19 protein-coding genes are annotated in these 21,074 nt (G+C 58.6%); 11 read left to right on the top strand and 8 right to left on the bottom strand.

The window, feature by feature from the left end; genetic code table 11:
• The first annotated feature begins 217 nt into the window (after positions 1-217).
• The 3 genes from DW003_RS00630 to DW003_RS10125 all read left to right on the top strand — a co-directional run bounded on the left by DW003_RS00630 (position 218) and on the right by DW003_RS10125 (position 2,140).
• Positions 218-1,555 (top strand): hypothetical protein, encoded by a 1,338-nt coding sequence (locus tag DW003_RS00630; protein ID WP_118387016.1) that lies wholly within the window; start codon positions 218-220, stop codon positions 1,553-1,555.
• A 116-nt stretch (positions 1,556-1,671) separates the two neighbouring features.
• Positions 1,672-2,043 carry a DUF1499 domain-containing protein gene (locus DW003_RS00625; RefSeq protein ID WP_055250926.1) on the top strand — a complete coding sequence of 124 codons (372 nt, stop codon included), beginning with the start codon at positions 1,672-1,674 and terminating at the stop codon, positions 2,041-2,043.
• Positions 1,970-2,140: an SHOCT domain-containing protein gene (locus DW003_RS10125; RefSeq protein WP_117764911.1), complete on the top strand. Its 171-nt coding sequence runs from the start codon at positions 1,970-1,972 to the stop codon at positions 2,138-2,140. Before DW003_RS00625 ends, DW003_RS10125 begins: the two co-directional genes overlap by 74 nt.
• Positions 2,141-2,653: 513 nt before the next feature.
• On the opposite strand, the gene DW003_RS00615 is transcribed toward DW003_RS10125, so the two are convergent.
• From DW003_RS00615 to DW003_RS00605, 3 genes are all read right to left on the bottom strand, one after another.
• Positions 2,654-2,875 (bottom strand): hypothetical protein, encoded by a 222-nt coding sequence (locus tag DW003_RS00615; RefSeq protein WP_117776781.1) that lies wholly within the window; start codon positions 2,873-2,875, stop codon positions 2,654-2,656.
• A gap of 32 nt (positions 2,876-2,907) precedes the next feature.
• Positions 2,908-3,696, bottom strand: a complete 789-nt coding sequence (locus DW003_RS00610; protein WP_118387014.1) for an ADP-ribosylglycohydrolase family protein — start codon at positions 3,694-3,696, stop codon at positions 2,908-2,910.
• Between the two features lie 63 nt (positions 3,697-3,759).
• Positions 3,760-4,809 carry a YhcG family protein gene (locus tag DW003_RS00605; RefSeq protein ID WP_118387012.1) on the bottom strand — a complete coding sequence of 350 codons (1,050 nt, stop codon included), beginning with the start codon at positions 4,807-4,809 and terminating at the stop codon, positions 3,760-3,762.
• 167 nt (positions 4,810-4,976) lie between these two features.
• On the opposite strand from DW003_RS00605, the gene DW003_RS00600 reads away from it, so the two are divergent.
• Positions 4,977-5,246 carry a hypothetical protein gene (locus DW003_RS00600; RefSeq protein ID WP_117773055.1) on the top strand — a complete coding sequence of 90 codons (270 nt, stop codon included), beginning with the start codon at positions 4,977-4,979 and terminating at the stop codon, positions 5,244-5,246.
• A gap of 92 nt (positions 5,247-5,338) precedes the next feature.
• Here the strand turns inward: DW003_RS00600 and DW003_RS00595 are convergent, their stop codons facing one another.
• From DW003_RS00595 to DW003_RS00580, 4 genes are all read right to left on the bottom strand, one after another.
• Positions 5,339-6,871 (bottom strand): hypothetical protein, encoded by a 1,533-nt coding sequence (locus DW003_RS00595; protein WP_118387010.1) that lies wholly within the window; start codon positions 6,869-6,871, stop codon positions 5,339-5,341.
• Between the two features lie 12 nt (positions 6,872-6,883).
• Positions 6,884-7,819: a hypothetical protein gene (locus DW003_RS00590; protein WP_118387008.1), complete on the bottom strand. Its 936-nt coding sequence runs from the start codon at positions 7,817-7,819 to the stop codon at positions 6,884-6,886.
• Between the two features lie 309 nt (positions 7,820-8,128).
• The gene (locus DW003_RS00585) at positions 8,129-8,722 is read right to left on the bottom strand and encodes a hypothetical protein (protein WP_118387006.1); all 594 of its coding nucleotides are present in this window, start codon (positions 8,720-8,722) and stop codon (positions 8,129-8,131) included.
• 241 nt (positions 8,723-8,963) lie between these two features.
• Positions 8,964-9,566: a hypothetical protein gene (locus tag DW003_RS00580; protein ID WP_118387004.1), complete on the bottom strand. Its 603-nt coding sequence runs from the start codon at positions 9,564-9,566 to the stop codon at positions 8,964-8,966.
• A gap of 377 nt (positions 9,567-9,943) precedes the next feature.
• Between DW003_RS00580 and DW003_RS00575 the strand changes: the two genes are divergently transcribed.
• The 7 genes from DW003_RS00575 to DW003_RS00545 all read left to right on the top strand — a co-directional run bounded on the left by DW003_RS00575 (position 9,944) and on the right by DW003_RS00545 (position 20,334).
• Positions 9,944-10,576, top strand: coding sequence for a cyclodeaminase/cyclohydrolase family protein (locus DW003_RS00575; protein WP_158573165.1), 633 nt, complete (start codon positions 9,944-9,946; stop codon positions 10,574-10,576).
• A 2-nt stretch (positions 10,577-10,578) separates the two neighbouring features.
• A complete protein-coding gene (locus DW003_RS00570; protein WP_118387000.1) occupies positions 10,579-11,433 on the top strand; it encodes a bifunctional 5,10-methylenetetrahydrofolate dehydrogenase/5,10-methenyltetrahydrofolate cyclohydrolase in 855 nt (284 codons plus the stop codon).
• Between the two features lie 365 nt (positions 11,434-11,798).
• Positions 11,799-13,322 carry a C69 family dipeptidase gene (locus tag DW003_RS00565; protein WP_118386998.1) on the top strand — a complete coding sequence of 508 codons (1,524 nt, stop codon included), beginning with the start codon at positions 11,799-11,801 and terminating at the stop codon, positions 13,320-13,322.
• 99 nt (positions 13,323-13,421) lie between these two features.
• Positions 13,422-13,838 (top strand): hypothetical protein, encoded by a 417-nt coding sequence (locus DW003_RS00560; protein WP_117583986.1) that lies wholly within the window; start codon positions 13,422-13,424, stop codon positions 13,836-13,838.
• Between the two features lie 8 nt (positions 13,839-13,846).
• Positions 13,847-15,610, top strand: coding sequence for an AarF/ABC1/UbiB kinase family protein (locus DW003_RS00555; RefSeq protein ID WP_117639742.1), 1,764 nt, complete (start codon positions 13,847-13,849; stop codon positions 15,608-15,610).
• Positions 15,611-16,041: 431 nt separating this feature from the next.
• Positions 16,042-19,440: a DUF4430 domain-containing protein gene (locus DW003_RS00550; protein ID WP_158573164.1), complete on the top strand. Its 3,399-nt coding sequence runs from the start codon at positions 16,042-16,044 to the stop codon at positions 19,438-19,440.
• A gap of 9 nt (positions 19,441-19,449) precedes the next feature.
• Positions 19,450-20,334: a DUF4430 domain-containing protein gene (locus DW003_RS00545; protein ID WP_233545412.1), complete on the top strand. Its 885-nt coding sequence runs from the start codon at positions 19,450-19,452 to the stop codon at positions 20,332-20,334.
• A gap of 160 nt (positions 20,335-20,494) precedes the next feature.
• Here DW003_RS00545 and DW003_RS00540 read toward each other — a convergent pair whose 3' ends face one another.
• Entirely contained in the window at positions 20,495-20,902 is a 408-nt protein-coding gene (locus tag DW003_RS00540; RefSeq protein WP_055250894.1) for a GtrA family protein, read from the bottom strand.
• Between the last annotated feature and the right edge of the window lie 172 nt (positions 20,903-21,074).

Raw genomic sequence — 21,074 nt, 5'->3', positions numbered from 1 at the left:
GCGGTCGTCCTCACAATCATGTTTAAGGGGATAGTGTAGCTCGCGCGGGGGCGCCGTGCACCGATGCTCAGAAAATGCAGCAATAGTCTGCCGGTGCTAACGAGCGAGCCTTCTCGTCTGCCTGGGTGCTCGATTTTGGGCCACATGGGTATGGGCACGTGCTTACCTGCCCGACATACTTAATGTCGACAGCCCCAGTGCAAAGGAGAACGTATTCATGGACGAGATGTTTGCCATTAAATGCCAAAACTGCGGCGGCCCTATGTACTCACACCAGGCTAAACGCAGCTTTGAGTGCGCCTATTGCGGCACGGTCGTTCCGTGGCAGGCCGATGCGGGGGAGCCCAAGAGCGCCCTGGGCATTCGCCATACGCCACTGACGGTTGTCGATGGGCTGCTTAAGCTCACGCATGTGTCGCAGCTCGAGCGCCCGGAGGACCCGGACTGGTATTTCTTCAATTCGCACTGGCGCAATCAGTCGGTCCTGGAACATCTGCTGTGGGAGGATCGCGGCACGGCGCAGGAGTTCCAAGAGGCCACGCATGTGAGCATTCCTTGCCCCTTCTGCGGAGCGTCCTTTGAGGGCGAGTCAACGCAGCGTGTGTTTGAGTGCCCGTCCTGCGGCAACAAGATCGGCATTGCCGACCTGCTCAAGCCCGGTACGTTTAGCAAACGTCTGACCATGGGCGTGGGTGCGGAGTATGTGCCGGAGCAGGGTATTCCCTGCGAAATCTCACCGCAGCAGGCACGTGCCAACGCACTGCAGCTGGTGCGCCAGTACCCGGATGCCTTTGCCGGGCACGAGGTGGAAGACGCAATCCAAAACGACATGATGCTCTTCTATTTCCCCATGGCGCTGGCGGACCTGCGTATGATGGCGAGCTTCCCGGGCAAGGGCCTGAGCAAGGAAACCCTGGTGTACTACGAGGTGCTCGACTGGGCGTATCCGCGGGCAAACTATCTGGATGTTCGCCTTATGGGCATTTTGGAGCCGTGGGACTTTGCCAAGGTTGGGCCGTTTGACCCGGCCATGCAGGAAGGTGACTTTCGCGTTGTCTCCGTCGATGCGTCTACCAAGGACCAAGTGGTCATTGATAAGTTGGCGCTCGACATTGTCGGCAACGATGCCGGGGCAGTGCTTGGGCTCAATAAAAAGAGCATCCGAACCTGGGCGCGCAAGGCCCGCAAGCATAAGGACGGTCTGGTGATGGTGCCGGTCTACTTTGTCGATCGTCCGGCGACGGACAGCCGCGACGGCGAGCAAGTGCGCATCGCTGTGAACGGCCAGACGGGCCGCGCGGCCGCGGTGGTGTTTAGCGACAAGCGCGAGACGCATGTGGTGGCACCGCTCAACCCGAGCCTGCATCTGTCCAGCGAGAGCACCGTGCACGCCACGCCCATCGAGGTCAAATACGTTAAGTCGCCGTTTCTGTACCAGATCGTGCGCCGTGGAGGCGGCGAGCAGCAGCATCAGGTGGCAGCGGTCGCCGAGGGTTCTTACCGAGAAGAAAAGCCCAAACGCAAGGGATTGTTCGCTGCGATTTTTGGTAAGTAGGGGAGTGGTGCCGGGGCGTCGGGCTGCATCGCAAGGTCATGAGACGAACTTAAGACTGCTGGGAACGTGCTACCATTGCCGATAGCCTTAATCTTGTAAGAAGCGGAGGCCAGATTATGGGTTTTGCGGATCAGCAGCTTCAGCTTCAGGTACCGTATTCTCCTGACGACACGTTTAATGCCTTGAAGGCAGCTATGGAAAAGCTGCCTAAAGTAAAAGTTGATAGTGCATCGCCCACAACAAGAACAGTTGCAGCCGAGATTGGTATGAGCCTTTGGTCTTGGGGCGAAAATATCAGTATTTCGGTTGTTCCAGTTGAAGGCGGATCTGGCGTTACTGTCAAGTCGTCATCTAAGGTCAGGGCAAACGTATTAAACGGGGGCAAAAATGCAAAGAATATTGCCAAGATAGTCGATGCCCTATCGAAGGAGCTCGAGCGGTATCCGCAGGTTTCACAGACTATTGAGACGCTGGCGGATAGTGGTTGATGTAGTTGCAAGGCTTGAGAGGCTTGCAGCACTGCGTGAGAGTGGAGTACTTACCGAGGAAGAGTTTGCTGCAGAAAAGGCAAAAATCCTTTCGTAATCAGACACGATGGTTGGATTTGCATTCTATTATTGAACTAGTTTATACCAGGCTGAAAACATCGTGTGTAATAAAGGTGCGTAGTAGCCTCGTCTTGATTGGCGGATGTAAATAAACGGTGGAACGGCTGTAAAAGAGCCTTGCCACTGGGTAAAATCAGGATGTGCCGCGGAACCCGCTCCTCAGTCGGTCAACTTTGGAAGCGCGGGCAACGCAGGTACTATCGTCTAAAGGGCCGGGTGCGACCGGCCCTTTGCATGACTCCCTTCGCTATCCGTTACTGCTTATATTCCCGCCAGATCGAGTAGAGGTTCCGGACGATGCCGGTTACATACATCGAGAGGCGCAGGATTTCAAGAAACAAGTTCATAGGCTTCACCCCAATCGGAGATCGGAGCGTTGCCCGCAGGCGGATTCCGCGGCAGTCGTAATTCTACCTCACAGGCCGCGGCGGGAGACATCCTACCCGCCCCATGGCTTGGAGCAGTGTCGATCTAACGGGCAATCAAGCCTCTAGTTCTCTTTGAATTGAGCAAGCATCTGCCCGAAGAAGCTTAGTTCGGATGGCTCATAAATGATCGAACCGCCGTCCGCGGTCCTGTAGACCCCGCAGGGGAGGTAACGCCCGTCGGGGAGGACATAGAGGCTGGTTTCCTCCTTCAGTCCTACTGGAAATAGCGGAATTCCGTTTTCGTCCACTTGGAACTCGTCTATATTTGCGATCTTCCTCTCCATGATGCCTCCTGCCTTATTTCTTGAATGGCGCCTTAAAACAGGCAGCTCTCAATCAGCTCTTTGCCGCGCAGAGTGTCGATCCACTCCTGTGGGATGGCTTTGAGACCGTATGCCGTGCCGGCGAGGGCGCCGGCGACGGCTGCGGTGGTGTCGGTGTCGTCGCCTAGGTTGACGGCGGCAAGCACGCAATCTTCGTAGCTGTTAGTGTTGACGAAACACCAGGTGGCTGCCTTAAGCGTGTCGCGCACGAAGCCACCCGACCTGATCTCCTGCTCAGGCACGCCTTTCAGATGGAGCGCCCACGAGGGGAGCACGTCGTTCATCACATCCCTCATCAGCTCGACAAATATGATGCATGCGTCGGTCGACGTTCTGTGGGCGTGCGTAATCGCGGAGACCTTGCTGACCTCTTCGTCTGTCGCATCGGTGAACGCCAGGGGAGCGATGCGCATGAGCGATCCGTTGCCGTTGTCGCGCTCGCCGGAGCCTCCTTTGCCGGTGCGCAGGGCGCGGGCGGTCGTACCGCCGTAATCGAAAACGCCGTCGATCGTATACTCGCCACGGGCAATCCAGCTTACGAACTTGTCGCGCATGTCCGCGGTGTCGATGTGCCCGAGCTCCCTAATCGAGTCGCAGGTAGCAAGCGTCATAGATGTGTCGTCGCTCCAGGTGCCGGCGGGTTGCCCATGCGTGCCGTAGCCGATCATGTCCGCGCATTCGAACGTACCGCGGGGCCTGAACTCGTAGGGAACGCCCAGCGCGTCACCGACGGCAAGCCCATAGATGCAGTCGCGCAGTGTTGTTTTCGGTCTGTCTGTCATGGAAAGCTCCTCTTATCCCGGGTGATGTGGAGCGCCGTCGGGGGTATCGGTCGCAACGTGCCGCTACCCTTGCGCTTCGCCATTAGTCGCTTCGTTGATGGCGCGGTACTCGGCACTCAGCTCGCGCGCCAGCTCTTCCTTGCTTGGAAGATACGGCAGGTATTTGGCGGCAAACACTTGGTCGTTGTCTTCGGGCAGCGTGTACTCGACGATCGAATCGCTTTTGTCCGCGCAGAGCACGATGCCTATGGGCGGATTGTCGCCTTCGTTCATGAGCTCGCGCGTGTAGTAGTTCACATACATTTGCATCTGGCCCAGGTCCTGGTGCGTAAGATCGTCCGTCTTAAGGTCGATGAGCACGAAGCAGCGCATCAGATAGTTGTAAAACACAAGGTCAATATAGAAATGGCGCCCATCAAAGGTGATGCGCCTTTGGCGCGCCTCGAAAGCGAAACCACGGCCAAGCTCCAGCAGGAACTTCTGAAGATGCGTGATGAGCGCCTGCTCTAGATCGCTCTCGCGAAACGCAGTATCGTCCGAGAAACCTAAAAACTCCAGTACATATGGGTCGCGGATGATATCCTCGGGGCGATGAGCCGGGGCGCTCTTTTGGATTTCCTGGGTGACGGCCTCCTTGTCCTTGCTGGCAAGCAGGCGCTCGCGGAACATGGTGTTGATCTGGCGCTCGAGCTGACGCGTGCTCCAGCGAGAATCGGCACATTCGTTCATGTACCATGTTCGAGCATCAGGGTCGGTTATACGCGATAACCTGCGGTAATGTGTCCAATTCAATTCGGAACGCAGCGCGTTCCGAATTGGGAACGCAAGATAAAACTGACGCATGTATCTTAAGCTTCTGGCGTTGAAGCCTCTGCCAAAATCCTTAGTCAATCTAACGGCAAGTTCGTCGATCAGTGCATCGCCATACTTGGCGCGCTCCTCTCCGCCCTGTTCATCAACAATACTCTTGCCGATCTCCCAATATGCCTCAACCATCGCAAAGTTAACGGCGGTATAGGCCTTGTCGCGAGCGGCGTTGAGAATCGAGGAAACCTGCTTGTAAAAAACTTCTGGCACGATTGCCGATTCCCCGCGGTTTGCCAGTTCACTCATCAATATCGCCCGACTTTCCTCTTGAGGACGCATCTTTATTGCATTTAGTTTAAAGACTCGTACGGACACGAATCGCTGCGCTGTCTGGCAACTTCGCATGGAGGCCTTGCGGTGACTAAAATTTGGCAATAGAGACAGTTTTCACGAACCCCATGGGAGTGACATGCATGGACAACAACACCTTGCTGTTTCAGGACAAGGGCTCGGGTAGGTTTAAAGACGTCAAGATCTACCCCAACCGTATCGAGGTGCTCAGGAAGGGCACTTTCGGCGGCAAGCACACCGAGATTGTCTATCTTAAGGACATCACGGGCGTCAATAGAATCAAAGGCCGTGATGTTTTTCTGCGTAACAGGCTGTTGACCGCTTGCGTCTTTAGCCTGAGTAGCCGTGCGAAGGCCCAGGAATTTGTGAACGCGCTGAACATGGTGATGTAGCCGATAACGGCGTTCGGTCCAAGGTAAAAATCGGGGCGCAGAACGGTATTCTGCGCCCCGATTGAGTTGATGCGCCCAAAAAACTGGCTTGCCTATTCGTTAACGTCCTCGGTATTGTCGTGGTCACTGGCAAGCATTGCTGCGCCGGCGACCGTCGTCGCTACGGCGGCGGCAGCGAGCCCGGCGGCAACGCCAGAACCGTCGCCCGTGTTGGCGAGCTTTCCGCCCGAGCTCTTGCCCTGGTCTCTCTTGTTGCCCTTGCCGTTCTTGTCGGCGCTGCCTGCGTTGGAACCCGTGCCGCTGCCGTTGCCGCCCGCACTGCCCGAGGCCGCTACGGTAAAGCTTGCGGCTCCGTCGCTGGCGAGCGTGTAGTTCTGCGCCGCATCGCCCAAGAGACCGTTCACGCGCACCCAGTACGTTCCTGCGGCAAATGTTTCGCCCTCGGCCATTGCCGTGCCCGGAGCGCCGTCCGCGTCGTGCACAAACTCGAGCTGGGCCGTGCAGGCATCGGTTTCGAGCTTGCCCTCGAGTGATGCCGCAATCTTGGCGCGCACGTCCTCGCCGGCCTTAAGGCCTTCGAGCCCCTCAAAGTGGGGTGTCAGCGCGCGTGGATCGATATCGATGGGCACGGAGCCCCGCAGCTCCGTAACGGTCTCGTTGCCCAAGGCGTCGACATCCACATATTCGATGGCAAACGCATGGCCCGAAGCCGTCACGTTGAGTACGTTGCTGCTGTCGACAAGGCGGAAATGGCCCTCGCCAACGGTCTTGCCATCCTGGAGCGAGGCATCGCTCAGCGAGTCGCCGTACGTCATGCGCATGCGGCTCGGGAGGTAGTACGAAGCTGTCTGCTTGTGCTGTGTATCGTAATCGTAATTGCGCTGGTAGATGCTCCGGGCCAGCGCCGCATCAACAAAGTCGGATGCGATGATGCCAATGTGCTTGAGGTAATCTGACTTTGTTTCCTCGTTGTCGCTGGGGTTGATGTACGGGCTCTTGTACAGATGCTCGTTGACTACTCGCGCTGCGGTAAATGGGTTGCTTCCTTGCTTGTGATTCGTGCAGCTGGTGTAGTTGATAGACCAGCAGCGCTCCAGGACTTGCTCCTTGGCCCCGTTATCGTCCTCGACATCTACCTCGTTGCGGGTGAGCTTAGCCGTCTCCTGCAGGGCCATATCGACCCAGCTGATCTTGTCGGTTCCGGTGCATTCGTAATGGTCCTGGGCATATACCTTGGTGCAATAGGCTTTTTTGTCGCCTGTTTCCCCTGCGGCTTCAAAGCCTTGCGCGTTTTGGACGAGACACATAGAGGAGCTGCTGGGGTGTGCTGCGATTTTGTTGTCCCATTCGGTTAGGTCGAGGCCCCACGTGTGGCCGCTTACGCTGTCGCCGGCGAGTCCAAATCGGCGCAGCAGGACGATCTTTCCGCGCACCTCGTTCAGTGTGGGAACGCGGCTCGACGTATAGAACAGTTTGGGGTTGTCGTCCAAAACCTTGGCGAAAGCCGTCGTAAGGCTCTCGTCAGTAGCCTCGTTGTTGCCTCGGGATACAAGCATGATGAGCGCTTCTGACGGATTTTCGTTCAAAAACTTTTTGAAGTAGCCAACGACATCGGAGAGATGCATGAAGTGCCCGTCTTATTTGAGCAGGTAGCAACTTCCATGGTCGATGCCGGGGTCGTTGCCTTTTCCGAGTCGGATATCAAAATAGCGAATGCCTTCGAGCAACTGCGTGGGGATGTAGTCCTGCTGGCACTTTGCTTGCGAGGATTGGGGTTCGGTGTCGTTGTCCACGCTGCAAGTTCCCGAATCGTGCGTGCCCGGGATGCTCAGCTCGTCGAGGTACTTGTTGCCTTCGACGTGGCTCATCCAACATGGTCCGTCGACGTAGCTGCTATACGTGGTCCAGTCGATGCTGCTAACTGTGGCATTGGTCTTGTCCATGCTGTAGCCGACAAGCTCGAGCTCCCACGGAATGGAATATTTCTTTTGGCAAATCTTGTTGTTGTCTTGGTCTTTGCCTTTCGATTCTATGGCCAGGTAGTTAATACCGTTTTTCGTGTATATGCGGTCTCGAATAATATAAGTTCCGTCGAACTGGCGGTCGAACGTATAGGCGCGGCTGTCCTTATGGTCGTACTCGCCACTCCATACGTGGATGACCTTTCCATCTTTGTCCGAGTCGCCATCGACCGACCAAATGCTGTAGCCCGTCTTCTTGTGCTCTTCGAAATTGAGCAGGGTGCGGATGGCATACCAGTTTGTGCCGTCCGCATCGGTCCCTACGTGCTCAAGGATGAGCTTGCTGGACGTGCCGTCATTAAACAGGTGGCAGACGTTGCCGATGACGTTGCCGTCTTCGTTGACGCTCGCGGTGCGAAAATAGCCCGCGGGGCGAAGGCGAATGACGAAATTGTCGAGGGTGGCCGCTGACTCGGCCGTGCCGTCCGCAAAGGCTGTCCGCGGGCTAATGCCCAGCGTGGCGGTTTCGGGCAGGCTTGCAAGTGGCGACAACGCCGCGAGTCCAAGGCCCAGCGTAAACGCTCGGCGACTGATGGCATGATGTTCGGTCATAACTCCTCCATTCGCAGGGTGCGGTTATGCACTTATTTTGGTCACTTTACTGCCCGGATGTTTAAAGGTGTCGGCTCAATTGTCTGCGCGGCGCTATAAATCGGCGAGCGGACGTGCTGGGGTGCTTGTTCATGTTGTGCCGTTACCGCGCTGGGGGGGGGCGGTTTTGCCGCCCGGCATCTTCGCGTTCGTCGGCTGCCGGCATAAGAAAGGGAGGGTCGGTTTACCGGCCCTCCCTTAGTACGAAGCGCTGGGGTACCGTCGCTTGTTTGCGCTGCGCTCGTGTTTCCCGCTGCGCTCGCCAGTCGCTTAGCGCTTGATCTCGATATCCTCGAGCTTGACGTCCATGGCCTCGGTCTTGGCCTTGGCGATATCATCGGCAAATTCCAGGGACTTCATCATGGTCTCGACGGCGTCCTTGTGCTCCTCGACGTTGTCGATGCGCACGTAAACGCTGCCGCCTTCAACGTCGGTAAAGCACTCGGTCGTTACGCCGCCCGAGTGCGTAAAGTAAGCACTGCGCCAGGTCTTGCCGTTGTATTTAACGGGGTCGCTCTCGGTCCATCCGGAGTTGGCCTTCCACTTTGCCTCGTAGTCGAACAGTTCGTCGGCGTTCTTATCGGGGTCGAAGATGGGTATGAAGCGGTCGCTCGCATGCTCGCTCTCGGTGAACTTAAACTGGGCCCTGTCGGCGGTGTCGCCGGCAACGTCGGTGATCTCGACGCCCTCGGGAACCTCGACCTTAAACCAAATGAAGTCGGTCCTCATATCCACGGCTGGCTTTTCTGCTCCGCCGCCACCGCCGCTTCCGGTAGCGCCGCCGCTGCCACCGCAGCCCACCAGGGAGACTGCGGCAAAGAGACTCATGCAGAGGGTGAGAATCGCAAAGGCCTTCTTTTTCATGGTCGTGTCCTCCTCGATCTGTAACCGCCCATGGATTACCTGCCTTTACTGTACGCGCGAGCGGCTTGTTCGGGTGGGCCATGTGTCCCATTCTGGGTGCCGGATTTGCGCCGACAAGTGGCAATATGCGCGGGCACAAAAGAGGGGAGGGCCGATGCTGTCGGCCCTCCCCGGGTTGGGCGCCCGTTGTTTTAATGGTGCGCGTGCGCGCGGGCGCGCGTAGGCGCGTGCGGGTGTCCCGTTACTTGAGCTCGATGCTCGAAATCTCGACTTCGCGTGCCTCGTCAACTGCTTTCTTCATGTCGTCGGGGAACTCGATGGAGTTGAGGAGCGTCTCGGCTTCTTTCTTGTGAAGGTCGACGTTCCTAATCATGATATAGACGCTTCCCGTGTCGACGTCGGTAAAGAGGTAGGTATAAGTGCCGCCGTTGTCCTTGCACGTTCCGGTGAGCCATGTTCTGCCGTTGTACTCGACGGGGTCGCCATCCTCCCACTGGAACGTTCCAGTATGCCTTTCGGCCTGCTCTGCAAAGGACTCTTCGGCCGTCATCTTCTCTTGCCAAACGGGGATGAAGCGGTCAACCGTGGTGTTCTCGTTCTCGGGGAAGGTAAGCTGGGCCCTGTCGGCATTCTTGCCGGCGGAGTCGCTTACGCCGACGCCCTCGGGCATCTCGACCTTAAACCAGATAAAGTCGGTCTTCTTGGCGACGGGGGTCTTTTCCTTGCTCTCGCTCTTGGCGGTGCTGCCGCCTCCGCCCGATGCGCTCCCGCCGCAGCCGACAAGGGCAAATGCGGCAAAGAGGGCGATGCAAAGGGAAAGGATTGATAGGGCCTTTTTCTTCATGGTGGCGTCCTCCTTGTCTGCCGATGACATCACGGCGCCGCATGCTGTTGGGGTACTGATTGCGCTGGCGGCGGATGTCTCTGTGTGCTGTGCGGCTTATGCCTCCGTTCATTGCTTGTGGCCGTTGCCCGGCCGTGCCCCAACGGGTTCCTTACTTATAAATATGCCCCAGCTTGTGCTGCCCGGGAGTCTCGAAAGGTGGGCCATGTGTCCCATGTTTGTGTCGCTGCCGCCTATCGTGTGCCATAGAAATCCGCGATGGCCAGGTGCGCTGACGCTCATGTGCTTATGGGCTAGACTTAGCATCATTACGTGATCGATGCGGTCGGTCGGCGGTTGCCACCCGACCGATGTATATGACTTGAAGGTGCATGTGCATGAGCCAAGAGATGATGGACAAGACCTGCCGCGGGTTTGCCGAGGCGCTGGCCGCGCGCGAGCCGGTTCCCGGCGGTGGCAGCGCGAGCGCCTTTGTGGGCGCGCTGGGCGCCTCGCTGTGCGGAATGGTTGCCCGCTACGGTGCGACCAATCCCGCGCTTGCTGATCGTGCGGATGACCTGACGCGTGCGTTTGCCCATGCTGATGAGCTGGCCCAGGAGCTTGTCGAGTTGGTTGCCGAGGACGTTCGTGCCTATGGGCAGGTGTCCGCGGCGTACGGTATTCCGCGTGACGATCCGGCTCGAGCGACCGCGATTCAGGATGCGCTGCATGTGGCCGCTATGCCGCCGTATCGCATTATGGATGCCTGCGGGCGTGCACTGGCGCTGCTCGAGGACATGGCCGACAAGGGTTCGCGTCAGCTGCTGTCCGATGTGGCGTGCGGCGCCGTGTTCTGCCGTGCCGCTATGCAGGGCGCGAGCTTGACGCTCTTTGCGAACACCACGTCTATGAAGGATCGTGCACGCGCCGAGGAGCTCGAGGCAGCGTGCGATGAGCTGCTGGATACGTGGCTGCCGCGCGCCGATGCGCTGGCGCGCCGCGCCGCCGACGCTGCAAGGAAGAGAGGATAGCCATGGCTGAGCTACTGAAGGGTGCTCCCGTTGCTCGCGCGCTGACCGAGGAACTTGCTGTTCGCTGTGCCGCTTTGCGTGAGCGGGGCGTTGTTCCGATGTCGGCTATCGTGCGTGTAGGTGAACGCGAGGACGACCTATCCTACGAGCGCGGTGCCCTCAAGCGCTGCGAGAAGGTTGGCATTGAGGCTCGCCGCATTTTGCTTCCCGCCGATGTTTCGCAGGACGAGCTGTTGACGGCCATCGAGGACATCAATACCGATTCGGCTGTCCATGGCTGTCTGATGTTCCGCCCGCTGCCCGCCGGCCTTGACGAGAACACCGTCGCCACAGCGCTCGATCCCGCCAAGGACGTTGACTCCATGACGCCCGCTTCGCTGCTCACCACGCTTTCGGGGCGCGGCGAGGGTTTTGCTCCTTGCACGGCTGAGGCCGTGTTGGCGCTACTGGATCATTACGGCGTTGAGCTGGATGGGGCCAAGGTCGCGGTCGTTGGTCGGTCGCTGGTGATCGGGCGTCCTGTTGCCGCCATGCTTACGGCGCGCAATGCGACCGTGACGACGTGTCATACGCATACGCGCGACCTTGCTGCCGAGTGCCGTGCGGCTGATATTGTGGTTGCGGCCGTTGGACGCGCGCGCACGATTGGCGCGGATGCGGTTCGCGAGGGCCAGACGATCATCGATGTGGGCATTAACTGGGACGAGGCCGCCGGCAAGCTGGTCGGCGACGTCGATTTTGATGCTGCAGAGCCGATCGTTGGCTCAATTACTCCCGTGCCGGGTGGCGTGGGCGCTGTAACGACGGCGATTCTCGCCAAACACGTGATCGAGGCGGCGGAGCGCGCATCGAAATAGGCGTTTTGGGCTGTTTGAGGGGTTAGACATATACCACGTGGCCAAAAAACGCCAAATATGAGTACTGTTGCCAAGATAGTCACATATGCTTTAGGTCATTTTGGCTCTCAATCGGTATTAATTATCGATAGAGAGCCTATTTTATTGGACTTATGAGGAATTACATTGTCAAGCTTTTGAACAAATGTAGATTATCGACACCTGCATTCGGTTAAATTGCTGCTACTAAATTTGTGACAGTACTCATATTTGGCATTTTTTGACCACAGGGATCTCGAGGGGGCTGCCGGGGCGGCGGTTTCGCCCTTTTTGCGCCGAAGCGATACACTGTTACCGTTTGATTTCTTCGCTCAAGGAGGATGCGCATGCCGTGCACAACGATTTTGGTTGGTAAGAATGCGAGCTACGACGGGTCGACCCTGGTCGCGCGTAACGAGGACTCGTCCAACGGGGTGTTTGAGCCCAAGCGCATGCGCGTGGTGCATCCCGACGAGCAGCCGCGTGTCTACACGAGTGTCCTGAGCCACCTGACCGTTGAGCTGCCCGACAACCCCATGCGCTACACGAGCGTCCCCGACGTTGTCCCGGGCCATGGCATTTGGGCCGAGGCCGGCTTCAACGAGCTCAATGTTGGCATGTCCGCAACCGAAACACTCACCACCAATGAGCGCGTCCGCGGCGCCGATCCGCTCGTGGACTATGTACCCGCCAAGGGCAACGAGGGCGAGGACGGCTATGTTCCGGCCCAGCCCGGCGGACTGGGCGAGGAGGATATGGTGACCCTGGTGCTGCCGTACGCCAAGTCCGCCCGCGACGGCGTGCGTATTTTGGGTGACCTGCTCGAGCGCTACGGCACCTACGAGAACAATGGCATCGCCTTTGGTGACGTTGACGAGATCTGGTGGCTCGAGACCATCGGCGGCCACCACTGGATCGCCAAGCGCGTGCCCGATGACGCCTATGTGACCATGCCCAACCAGCTGGGTATTGACAGCTTTGACCTGGACGACGCCGAGGGCGCTCAGGTCGACCACATGTGCTCTGCCGACCTGCGCTCCTGGATGGCAGAGTGGCATCTGGACCTAACGCTGGGCGTCGAGGGTGACGGTCCCGCCGCGGTCTTTAACCCGCGCGAGGCCTTTGGCTCGCACAGCGACAGCGATCACGTCTACAACACGCCGCGCGCCTGGTATATGCAGCGCTGCCTCAACCCCAGCGATGTGTGGGACGGTCCCGACGCCGACTACACGCCCGAGAGCGACGACATTCCCTGGAGCCGCGTGCCCGAGCGCAAGGTGACCATCGAGGACATCAAGTACGTGCTTTCGAGCCACTACCAGGGCACGGAGTACGACTGCTACGGCAGCAAGGGCACGCCCGCCACGCGCGGCGCCTATCGTCCCATCGGCATCAACCGCAACAGCCAGCTTGCCGTGCTGCAGCTGCGCCCCTATGCGCAGCCGGCGTATCGCGCCGTGCAGTGGATGGCGTTTGGCTCCAACTCGTTTAACGCGCTCGTACCGCTGTACGCCAACGTCGAGACCATGCCCGAGTACTATGCCGACACGCAGGCTCGCGTGACGTCCGAAAACTTCTACTGGGCCAACCGCCTGATCGGCGCGCTGGCTGACGTCCGCTTCCATGAGTGCGGTCGCGCTGTGGAGGATTATCAGGAGAAGGTCGGTGGCATGGGCCACAAGCAGATCCATGACGTCGACGCTGCCGTAGCCGTTCTGCCCGAGGCCGAAGTGCCTGCCGAACTTGCACGCGCCAACGAGGCCTTTGCCGAGCGTGTTCGCGTGGAAACCGATGCCCTACTGGGCAAGGTGCTCTACACCACGAGCTGCGCCATGAAGAACTCTTTCGCGATGAACGACAACGTGAGGTAGGGATTTCCCGTCGATCGAATAGCGCTAAAACGCTTTGTCGCTTTCACTCGATCTTGGGTACAAGAACGCCAATGCAGTTGTTTATGATTGGAGACAACCATGGTTATGAAACTCGATCAGCTTGTTAACGGCGCCATCAACGTTGGCTTTGGCGCTGCCGCCGTTGCTGTCGAAGGCGGCAAGAAGGTCCTCGACGACCTTAACACCAAGGGCGAGCAGGTCCGCAAGGACACCGCCACCCCCGATATCGCCCGCAGCGTGTCCGACATGTTCGAGCAGGCCGGCGGTACCATCTCCGATCTGACCGAGCGCTTGGGCATGCAGGGCGAGACCGCGGCCCAGCGCGTGCTCGACGAGCTCATCCTTGCCCGCGTCCGCGTTATGACCGCCCCCGAGCGCACGGCCTTCCTGGCCCATGTGCGCGACATCGTCGATTCGGTCGAGGACAACGTGACCTCGGTGCCCGTCGAGTCCGTTGAGCCCGACGATGCGAAGGATACCGAAGAGGCCGAGTAGCAGCGCAGATGGCAGATTCCACCACCGATTACAACAATCTAGATCCCTTGGGTGACGAGGCGGCGGTTGTCGATGAGGTCGACGCCGCCGTCTCGGGCGCTCGCAAGAAGCCGCGCGCTGTCGATATGGTGCCAGAGGAGCCCGACGCGATGGCGCCGGACGAGGAATACCAGCTCACGCCGGCGGGTCGTCGCGAACGCATCGGGCAGATTGTTCGCCTGGTCAAAAAGTACCGTGTGTGGGATAACCTCACGCCGGTTCGTTTGCGCCGCCTGCTCGAGGAACTCGGCCCCATGTTCGTCAAGATGGGGCAGATTCTGGCCAACCGGTCCGAGATTCTGCCGCAACGCTTTTGCGACGAGCTGCGTCGTCTGCGCTCCGACGTGGAGCCGGTGCCGTACGAGGTCGTACTCAGTTGTCTGGAAGAAGAATACGGCCTGCGCCTGGGGGAGATGTTCGATGCGATCGACCCCAATCCGCTTGGTAGCGCATCGCTCGCGCAGGTGCACCGCGCTCGTCTGGTGACGGGCGAGGACGTGGCCGTCAAGGTGCAGCGCCCCGGTGCGCAGCAGGTTATGGCACAGGACATCGATATCATCCGCTCGGTGGTGCGTATCGTTTCCAAGTTCGTCAACACCGATCAATTCGTTGACCTGCACGGCGTAGTCGAGGAGTTGTGGACCTCGTTTCGCGAGGAGACCAACTTTTTGGCCGAGGCCAAAAACCTCAACGACTTCTACGAGTTCCATAAGAGCGTTCATGGCGTGACGTGCCCTAAATCCTATCTGGACCTATGCACCGAGCACGTGGTGGTCATGGATTACGTCGACGGCATTTCGATCGCCGATCCTGAACGCTTGGTGGCCGAGGGCTATGACTTGGAAAAGATCGGTGCCGCGATCGTCGAGGACTACTCGACGCAGGTGCTCGACGACGGCTTTTTCCATGCCGACCCGCATGCGGGAAACATCATTCTCAAGGACGGTATCGTTTACTTTATCGACTTGGGCATGGTCGGACGCATGTCGAGTCACGATCGCGGTATCGTAAAGGACATGATTTTCGCCGTGGCCGAGGGTGACGTTCCCAAGCTCAAGGATTCGCTCATGCGCTTCGCCGTGACGCGTGGCGATTCGGCCGAGCTCGATCATTCAGCGTTTTTGTCCGACCTTGACTTTATCGTGGCTGACTTTGCGGGCCTTGACCTGAAGGATCTTGATATCGGCGAGTTTTTGACCTCGCTGTTAAACCTGGCGCGCAAAAACGATGTTGAGCTGCCGAGCGTGGTGACGATGTTCGCGCGCGGCATGGTGACGCTCGAGGGTTTGCTGACCGAGTACATGCCCAACGTCAACATGATCCAGATCATCCAAACGCACATTAAAAACGAGAAAAGCACCTATGCGCGTGTGCGCGATATGGGGCGCGATCTTGCCGCGAGCAGCTATCGCGCGGCGAAGGGCTCACTCGAGGCGGCTGAGTACCTGGGGCTGGCTTCGCGCATGCTTACGCGCGGCCAGCTTAAGGTGAACACGCAGATCATGAGCAGCGATAAGGCACTGCGACAGCTGGGCGGAATTATCGACCGCATGTCGATGGCTATCGTTATCGCCGGCCTGTTTATCGGTTCGTCGGTGGTGTACTACGCACGCATCGAGCCGGTTGTGTTTGGTATCCCGGTCATTGGCTTTATGGGCTACGTGAGCGCGCTGGTGCTGGCGCTTATGCTGGGCCGCAATATCTGGCTCAACAGTCACGGCGGCAAACACTAGAGGCTGCGACCGTCACCGCTTTTTCCTATCGCAAACAATAGCTTTTACCTTGGGCTTCGCCTGTGTGCGGGGCCCTTTTGCGTGATACCATTTTGACGATAATAATCGATGGCCTAGATGGTGGTGCGGAGACGCACGAACGCGCGGTTTTCCTGCGCGTTTGGGAGAATCGGGGTGCAAGTCCCCGGCTGTACCAGTAACCGTAATTCCTCTTGGCTCGGGATGTTCGCGTCGCAGATCGGACGACGCGCCTGAGCCGTTAAGGTTAAGTCGGATCGCCTCCCATCTTGCATGCGGCTGCGGCGTATGCCGCCGGTGTGCATAGGGCTCTGGAGGGAAGGGGGACCCCGATGGGGGAACTCGAGCGTAACATGCGCGATGACGTGGGGCAGCCGCTGGGCAATGCTCCAAGTACAGACAATGGGGGACAAATGGATATGTTTGAGGACGAGCGCGAGCGCGCCTCGCTGCATCGCCGTGGCGCGATTGCACGCGGCGTAGCCAAGCGCGGCCTGGTGGCATTCCTGGCCTTCGCGATGGCCTTTGGCACCACGCCGGCTCAGCTGTGGGCCGAGGGCGCCGAGGGCATTGCCGAGGCCGTGGCTCAGGCTGCGACGCCGGGCGAGGGCACGGGTGCCGCGGACGGTGCTGCCGACGGTGTCGTTTCTGAAACCGGCTCTAACGCGAGCGATGCGTCGGCCAACGATGGCACATCGACGAATGCCGCAGATAGCAACGGCGTAGCGTCGGACGATTCTGCCGCAGTCGCGGCTTCTACTACTTCGCCGGATTCATCCGAACAGAACGTCAAAAGCGTTGCAGCCGCTTCCGATGAGGCTGAATCTCAGCCTACCGAAGCCGCAAGCCAAGAAGTCTCTGCCACGTGCTCCGTCGTCGGCACCGACGCCAAGGGCGCCCAGCAGACCTGGGCCGCCGCGCAGCAGATCGCTCTGAAGGAGGGCTCGACCGCGGCCGACCTCTCCGAGCAGCTCTTCAGGCAGGCCGGCCTCAAGGCCGACTACGACCCCAACGGCTCCTGGGGCTGGGCGCTCAACTCGATCACGTCGCCCTTCGACGCGGGCCGCACGCTCGCCTACGACCCGGCGACCGGCGCGCACTGGCAACTGTTCGTCAACGGCAGCGCCTCCGCGGTCGGCGCCGGCGGCTACACGCTCAAGGACGGCGACTCCGTCGTCTGGTGCTACTCGAAGTACGGTGACCCCGCGCCCGCCAATCAGATTTCCGTTAGCTGCACCGTTGTCGGCCAGGACGCCTCGGGCGCTCAGCAGACATGGGCGCAGCCCACGACAGCTTTGGTGGAAGAGGGCACGACCGCTGCTGATCTTTCCGAGCAGGCCTTTAAAAAGGCCGGCATTGGCGCCAAAACGGGGAAAGGCACGTACGGCTGGTATCTCGAGTCGCTGACTTCACCGTTCAACAAGACCGTGACGCTTTCGAGCGAGAAAGTTAACGAAAACACTTGGAAATTCTGGCAGTTCTTCGTTAACGGTCAGGCGGCCAATGTCGGCGCGGGCAATTACACACTCAAGGCCGGGGACAAGGTTACCTGGGTCTATGGCTTTGATGGAACCATGCCCGGCCAGGTTTCCGTTTCAATGGAGATCATCGGTAAGAAGGATGAGAAGGCGCAGCGCTGGACCGATCCTTCGACGCAGTTGTTTGTCGAGGGCACGACGATCAAGGACGCTTCCGCTGCCTACTTCGATGCCATTGGCATTGAGTCCAAGATGTACGACCAATTTGGTTATTGGGGTGTTCATAGTCTTGTCTCCCCGCTTGATGGCACCGAGCTGTCGGGTGCATGGTCGTTCTTTGTCAACGGCGTTCCCGGGCCTCAGCTCGATAGCGATTACGTGCTCAAGTCGGGCGACAAAATCGTCTGGGCTTACGCCCCTGGCGACACCGTTCCTAATCCCGATGAAGTCGTAGTCGATCCGAGCGCTTCGCGCCCGACCGATTGGAAAGCCGACTGGAGTGGCAATTCCAATGCGGTGGTCAAGAACGTGTCCACGCCTACGGGCGCGCTGGCAAGCTCTTGGACGTTCGATTGGAGGGCCTACTCGGGTGCCACGTATCCCAATGCGAGTGAGCCTATTGTCGTGAACGGCAACGTTTACCTTGCCGTGAACAAGCGTTTGCTTAAGATCGACGCCGAGTCGGGCAAGGTGCTTGCCGAGTCGAACCTTCAGACTGCGATTGGCTACACCACGCGTCCGATTTATACGAAAGGCTTGGTCATCGTCCCGCTCGACGGCGGTGCGGTCCAGGCTCTGACGGCCGATACGCTGACGACGGTTTGGGTCACTGACTCTGTGAGCAAATCTGCCCAGTCAAATTCCCAGCTGACGGTCGATGGCAACTATCTCTACGTTGGCACCGTTGATGTCGACTATGGAACGAGTACGTACAATAACGGTCACCTGACGCGTATTAATATACTGACCGGCGCTGTTTCTTGGCAGCATGTTAATGCTGATGAGGGCTACTACTGGACGAGCGCTACAGTGGGCGACGGCTATATTCTGGTTCCGACGAGCGCGGGTACCGTTGAGATGCTTAGCAAGTCGACGGGTGATGTGCTCGGCAGCGTTTCGGTTGGTGCTATCGTCAACTCCGGCTGTGTACTGTCCAAAGACGGCAAGCATGCCTATGTGATCTCGCGTGACGGCAAGCTCCACGTGCTGGCACTGTCGGACGCAAACGCAAGGGCCTCTTCGCGCATTTCCGAAGAACGCGTCATCGATCTTGGTCTTACGGGTTGTGCCTGCATGCCCACGCAGTATGGCAATAAGCTAATTGTCGGTGGCGAGGTTTCTGGCGGTTCGGCGCTGGCGATTGTCGACCTTGATAATGACTTTGCTACGACGTTGGTTTCGTCTGCTGATGGCTCCGTGCTTCCTGCCGGTGGCATCAAGGGCGCACCGCTCGTGAGTGTCCAGGCGGATGACGCGTACGTTTATTTCACTGTCAACTATGGTGCGACTTCCGACTATGTGAGCTACACCTCGGGCGGTGGCGTGTATCGCTACAAGATGGGTGACGCGCAGGCGACCGGTGCGTTTAGCGCAGCGGGACACAACAATTACTGTGACTCGCCGATTGCCTGCGATGCCAAGGGTAACCTCTACTACATCAACGATTCCGGCACGCTTTTCAAGCTGAGTGGTGGCGTTAAGGTCTCGTTTGAGACTGGCGAGGGTTCTAAGGTCGACTTCCAGACTACGGCCGACGGCAAGCTGGTCAAGCCGGCCGATCCGACGCGCGATGGCTACACTTTCGGCGGTTGGTTCACCGATGAGGCTTGCACGCAGGCGTATGACTTTAGCACGCCGGTGACGGCCGACCTGACGTTGTATGCCAAGTGGACCAAGGATGCCGTCAACCCCGGCGGTAATGGCGGTTCTGGCACTAATGGTGGCAACGGTGGCGCTGGCAACGGTTCCGGTGCTGGCACGGGCACGGGCTCCGGCTCCGGCACGAAGGGCCAGCAGGCTGGCGGCGCTATCGCCCCGGGCCAGAAGCCGGTGACCAAGACGACGGTGTCGACCAAGACCGAGACCAAGGACAACAAGTCCGACAAGAAGGACGAGAAGAAGTCTGACAAGAAGTCTGACAAGAAGGACGGCAAGTCCGACAAGAAGTCCGATTCCAAGTCCGATACGGGCGCTGCTTCCACGACCACTGCTAAGAAGTCCTCTGGTGCTTCCGAGCAGGAGACTGGCACCAATCCGCTCGCCATTGTTGGCGTTGCCGCCGGCGTCATCGGTCTCGCCATCGTCGGCGTGTTCGTGTTCACCAAACGTCGGTAGGTGAGGGCTGTGTCCAATAAATCCAAGGACGCTGACCCCAAGCAACCAAATTCCTCGTTCATTCAGTTCGACGATGCAAAGCAACAGGGCGCCGCTTCGGCGGCGTCCGCCCCTCGACGGAAGGCGCTTCTTGGCGTTCTGACTGCCGCGTGCGTTGCGCTGATTGTCATATCGCTGGGCTTCGTCCATCCTTCCGAGAGCGGCGCTTGGTCCATTGACTGGATCGTTCAGACCGTGACGGGGGAGAGCGTCGTCACCAAGGACACCAAGGTGTCTGGCTCGACTACGACTTCGGGCGAGGCCAGTTCCAAGGACTCCAAGTCATCGAATGACGCAAAAGATGAGTCCAAGGACGATTCCGAGTCTTCAAACAAGGAATCGGATAAAAGCTCGGATAGCAAGAAGTCCGATGGTCAGGACGGCAAGAAGTCTGGAGATAAATCCGCTGCCCAGAATACGGGAGCCGGCGATACTTCCAATGTGTCTGGCGGTGCTTCTTCGGGCGGTGGCCAGTCGTCTGATGGAGCCTCATCCTCTAATGGTGGAAACGCCTCCTCGGGCGGCCAGAGCGGCTCGCAGGAGTCCAGCTACGTAACAGTGACGGTTTCGGTCACATCGAGCGCTGTGGGCAATCCTGTGTCCTCTGGTGGCACCTTTACCTTTAACGAAGGCGCCACCGTCTACGATGCCCTGTGCGCGCTGGGCCTTTCTGTCAACGCACATGGCTCGTCGTACGGCACGTATGTCTCCGCGATTGGTGGTTTGGCCGAGAAACAGTACGGCGGCACGAGTGGCTGGATGTACTCCGTCAACGGCACAACGCCCATGACGGCGTGCAGCAACTACGTTCTCTCCAACGGCGACAACGTGGTCTGGTATTACGTAACGGGCTAGAGACCTCGACATATCGCACCAAGCGGGCGGTTCGGACAAACATCCGGGCCGCCCGTTTTTCATGCGAATGGGACTGGGTCGCCGGGTCTCTCGGCAAACAAAAAAACCGGTTGGAACGGGAATTCCAACCGGTTATACATTCAAGCAAATAGTGAATCGACTACGACCGTGCGCCCTCGAGAAAGAAGCGACGGCTGAAGTAGTTGTACCAGGTGACGAGGAACGTGGCGATGGCCTTCATGGCCTGGTAGCCGATGCTCAAAAACGTGACGCCCACAAACATGTATAGGTCGTTGAGGCCCAGGCCGATCACCGACAGGATGGTGAAGATCGTGAACTCGCGCTTGCGGCTCATGCCCTCGCGGTGGTCGAACACATACTTCATGCTGAGCCAGTAGTTGACCACGACGGACGTGGTAAACGAGACCGTGGTGCTCATCAAAAAGTCGAGATGAAACAGCTCGACAAGCGCAATGAGCATACCCCAGTCGATGCCAAAGGAGATAAGACCCACGACAGCGAACTTGAGGAACTGCTTGGTATGAGGTTGTGCCAGTGCCTTGCGCACGTAATCACATCCAATGCGTTGATGAATCGAGCAGAGGATACTTTAGAGCTTTTGCAAGGGAAACGTAAGGTCTTTGCCAAGAACTATACGAACTCGCCAAATTTTCAAGAGCTAATCCGCAAACGTTGAAAATTTGCCCGTAAACGAGCAAAGCCCACGAACAACACAGCGC

The organism is Collinsella sp. AF36-3AT, assembly GCF_003475205.1.
Lineage (GTDB): Bacteria > Actinomycetota > Coriobacteriia > Coriobacteriales > Coriobacteriaceae > Collinsella > Collinsella aerofaciens_AF.
This window is presented reverse-complemented; position numbering and strand designations above follow the sequence as displayed.

What these genes read in the sequence shown, in the direction of transcription:
- DW003_RS00585 (WP_118387006.1), bottom strand. Translation starts at nt 8,722, where the DNA reads ATGAAAAAGAAGGCCTTTGCGATTCTCACCCTCTGCATGAGTCTCTTT.
- DW003_RS00570 (WP_118387000.1), top strand. Translation starts at nt 10,579, where the DNA reads ATGGCTGAGCTACTGAAGGGTGCTCCCGTTGCTCGCGCGCTGACCGAG.
- DW003_RS00600 (WP_117773055.1), top strand. Translation starts at nt 4,977, where the DNA reads ATGGACAACAACACCTTGCTGTTTCAGGACAAGGGCTCGGGTAGGTTT.
- DW003_RS00610 (WP_118387014.1), bottom strand. Translation starts at nt 3,696, where the DNA reads ATGACAGACAGACCGAAAACAACACTGCGCGACTGCATCTATGGGCTT.
- DW003_RS00625 (WP_055250926.1), top strand. Translation starts at nt 1,672, where the DNA reads ATGGGTTTTGCGGATCAGCAGCTTCAGCTTCAGGTACCGTATTCTCCT.
- DW003_RS00565 (WP_118386998.1), top strand. Translation starts at nt 11,799, where the DNA reads ATGCCGTGCACAACGATTTTGGTTGGTAAGAATGCGAGCTACGACGGG.
- DW003_RS00605 (WP_118387012.1), bottom strand. Translation starts at nt 4,809, where the DNA reads ATGAGTGAACTGGCAAACCGCGGGGAATCGGCAATCGTGCCAGAAGTT.
- DW003_RS00590 (WP_118387008.1), bottom strand. Translation starts at nt 7,819, where the DNA reads ATGACCGAACATCATGCCATCAGTCGCCGAGCGTTTACGCTGGGCCTT.
- DW003_RS00595 (WP_118387010.1), bottom strand. Translation starts at nt 6,871, where the DNA reads ATGCATCTCTCCGATGTCGTTGGCTACTTCAAAAAGTTTTTGAACGAA.
- DW003_RS00580 (WP_118387004.1), bottom strand. Translation starts at nt 9,566, where the DNA reads ATGAAGAAAAAGGCCCTATCAATCCTTTCCCTTTGCATCGCCCTCTTT.
- DW003_RS00550 (WP_158573164.1), top strand. Translation starts at nt 16,042, where the DNA reads ATGGATATGTTTGAGGACGAGCGCGAGCGCGCCTCGCTGCATCGCCGT.
- DW003_RS00560 (WP_117583986.1), top strand. Translation starts at nt 13,422, where the DNA reads ATGGTTATGAAACTCGATCAGCTTGTTAACGGCGCCATCAACGTTGGC.
- DW003_RS00575 (WP_158573165.1), top strand. Translation starts at nt 9,944, where the DNA reads ATGAGCCAAGAGATGATGGACAAGACCTGCCGCGGGTTTGCCGAGGCG.
- DW003_RS00615 (WP_117776781.1), bottom strand. Translation starts at nt 2,875, where the DNA reads ATGGAGAGGAAGATCGCAAATATAGACGAGTTCCAAGTGGACGAAAAC.
- DW003_RS10125 (WP_117764911.1), top strand. Translation starts at nt 1,970, where the DNA reads ATGCCCTATCGAAGGAGCTCGAGCGGTATCCGCAGGTTTCACAGACTA.
- DW003_RS00630 (WP_118387016.1), top strand. Translation starts at nt 218, where the DNA reads ATGGACGAGATGTTTGCCATTAAATGCCAAAACTGCGGCGGCCCTATG.
- DW003_RS00555 (WP_117639742.1), top strand. Translation starts at nt 13,847, where the DNA reads ATGGCAGATTCCACCACCGATTACAACAATCTAGATCCCTTGGGTGAC.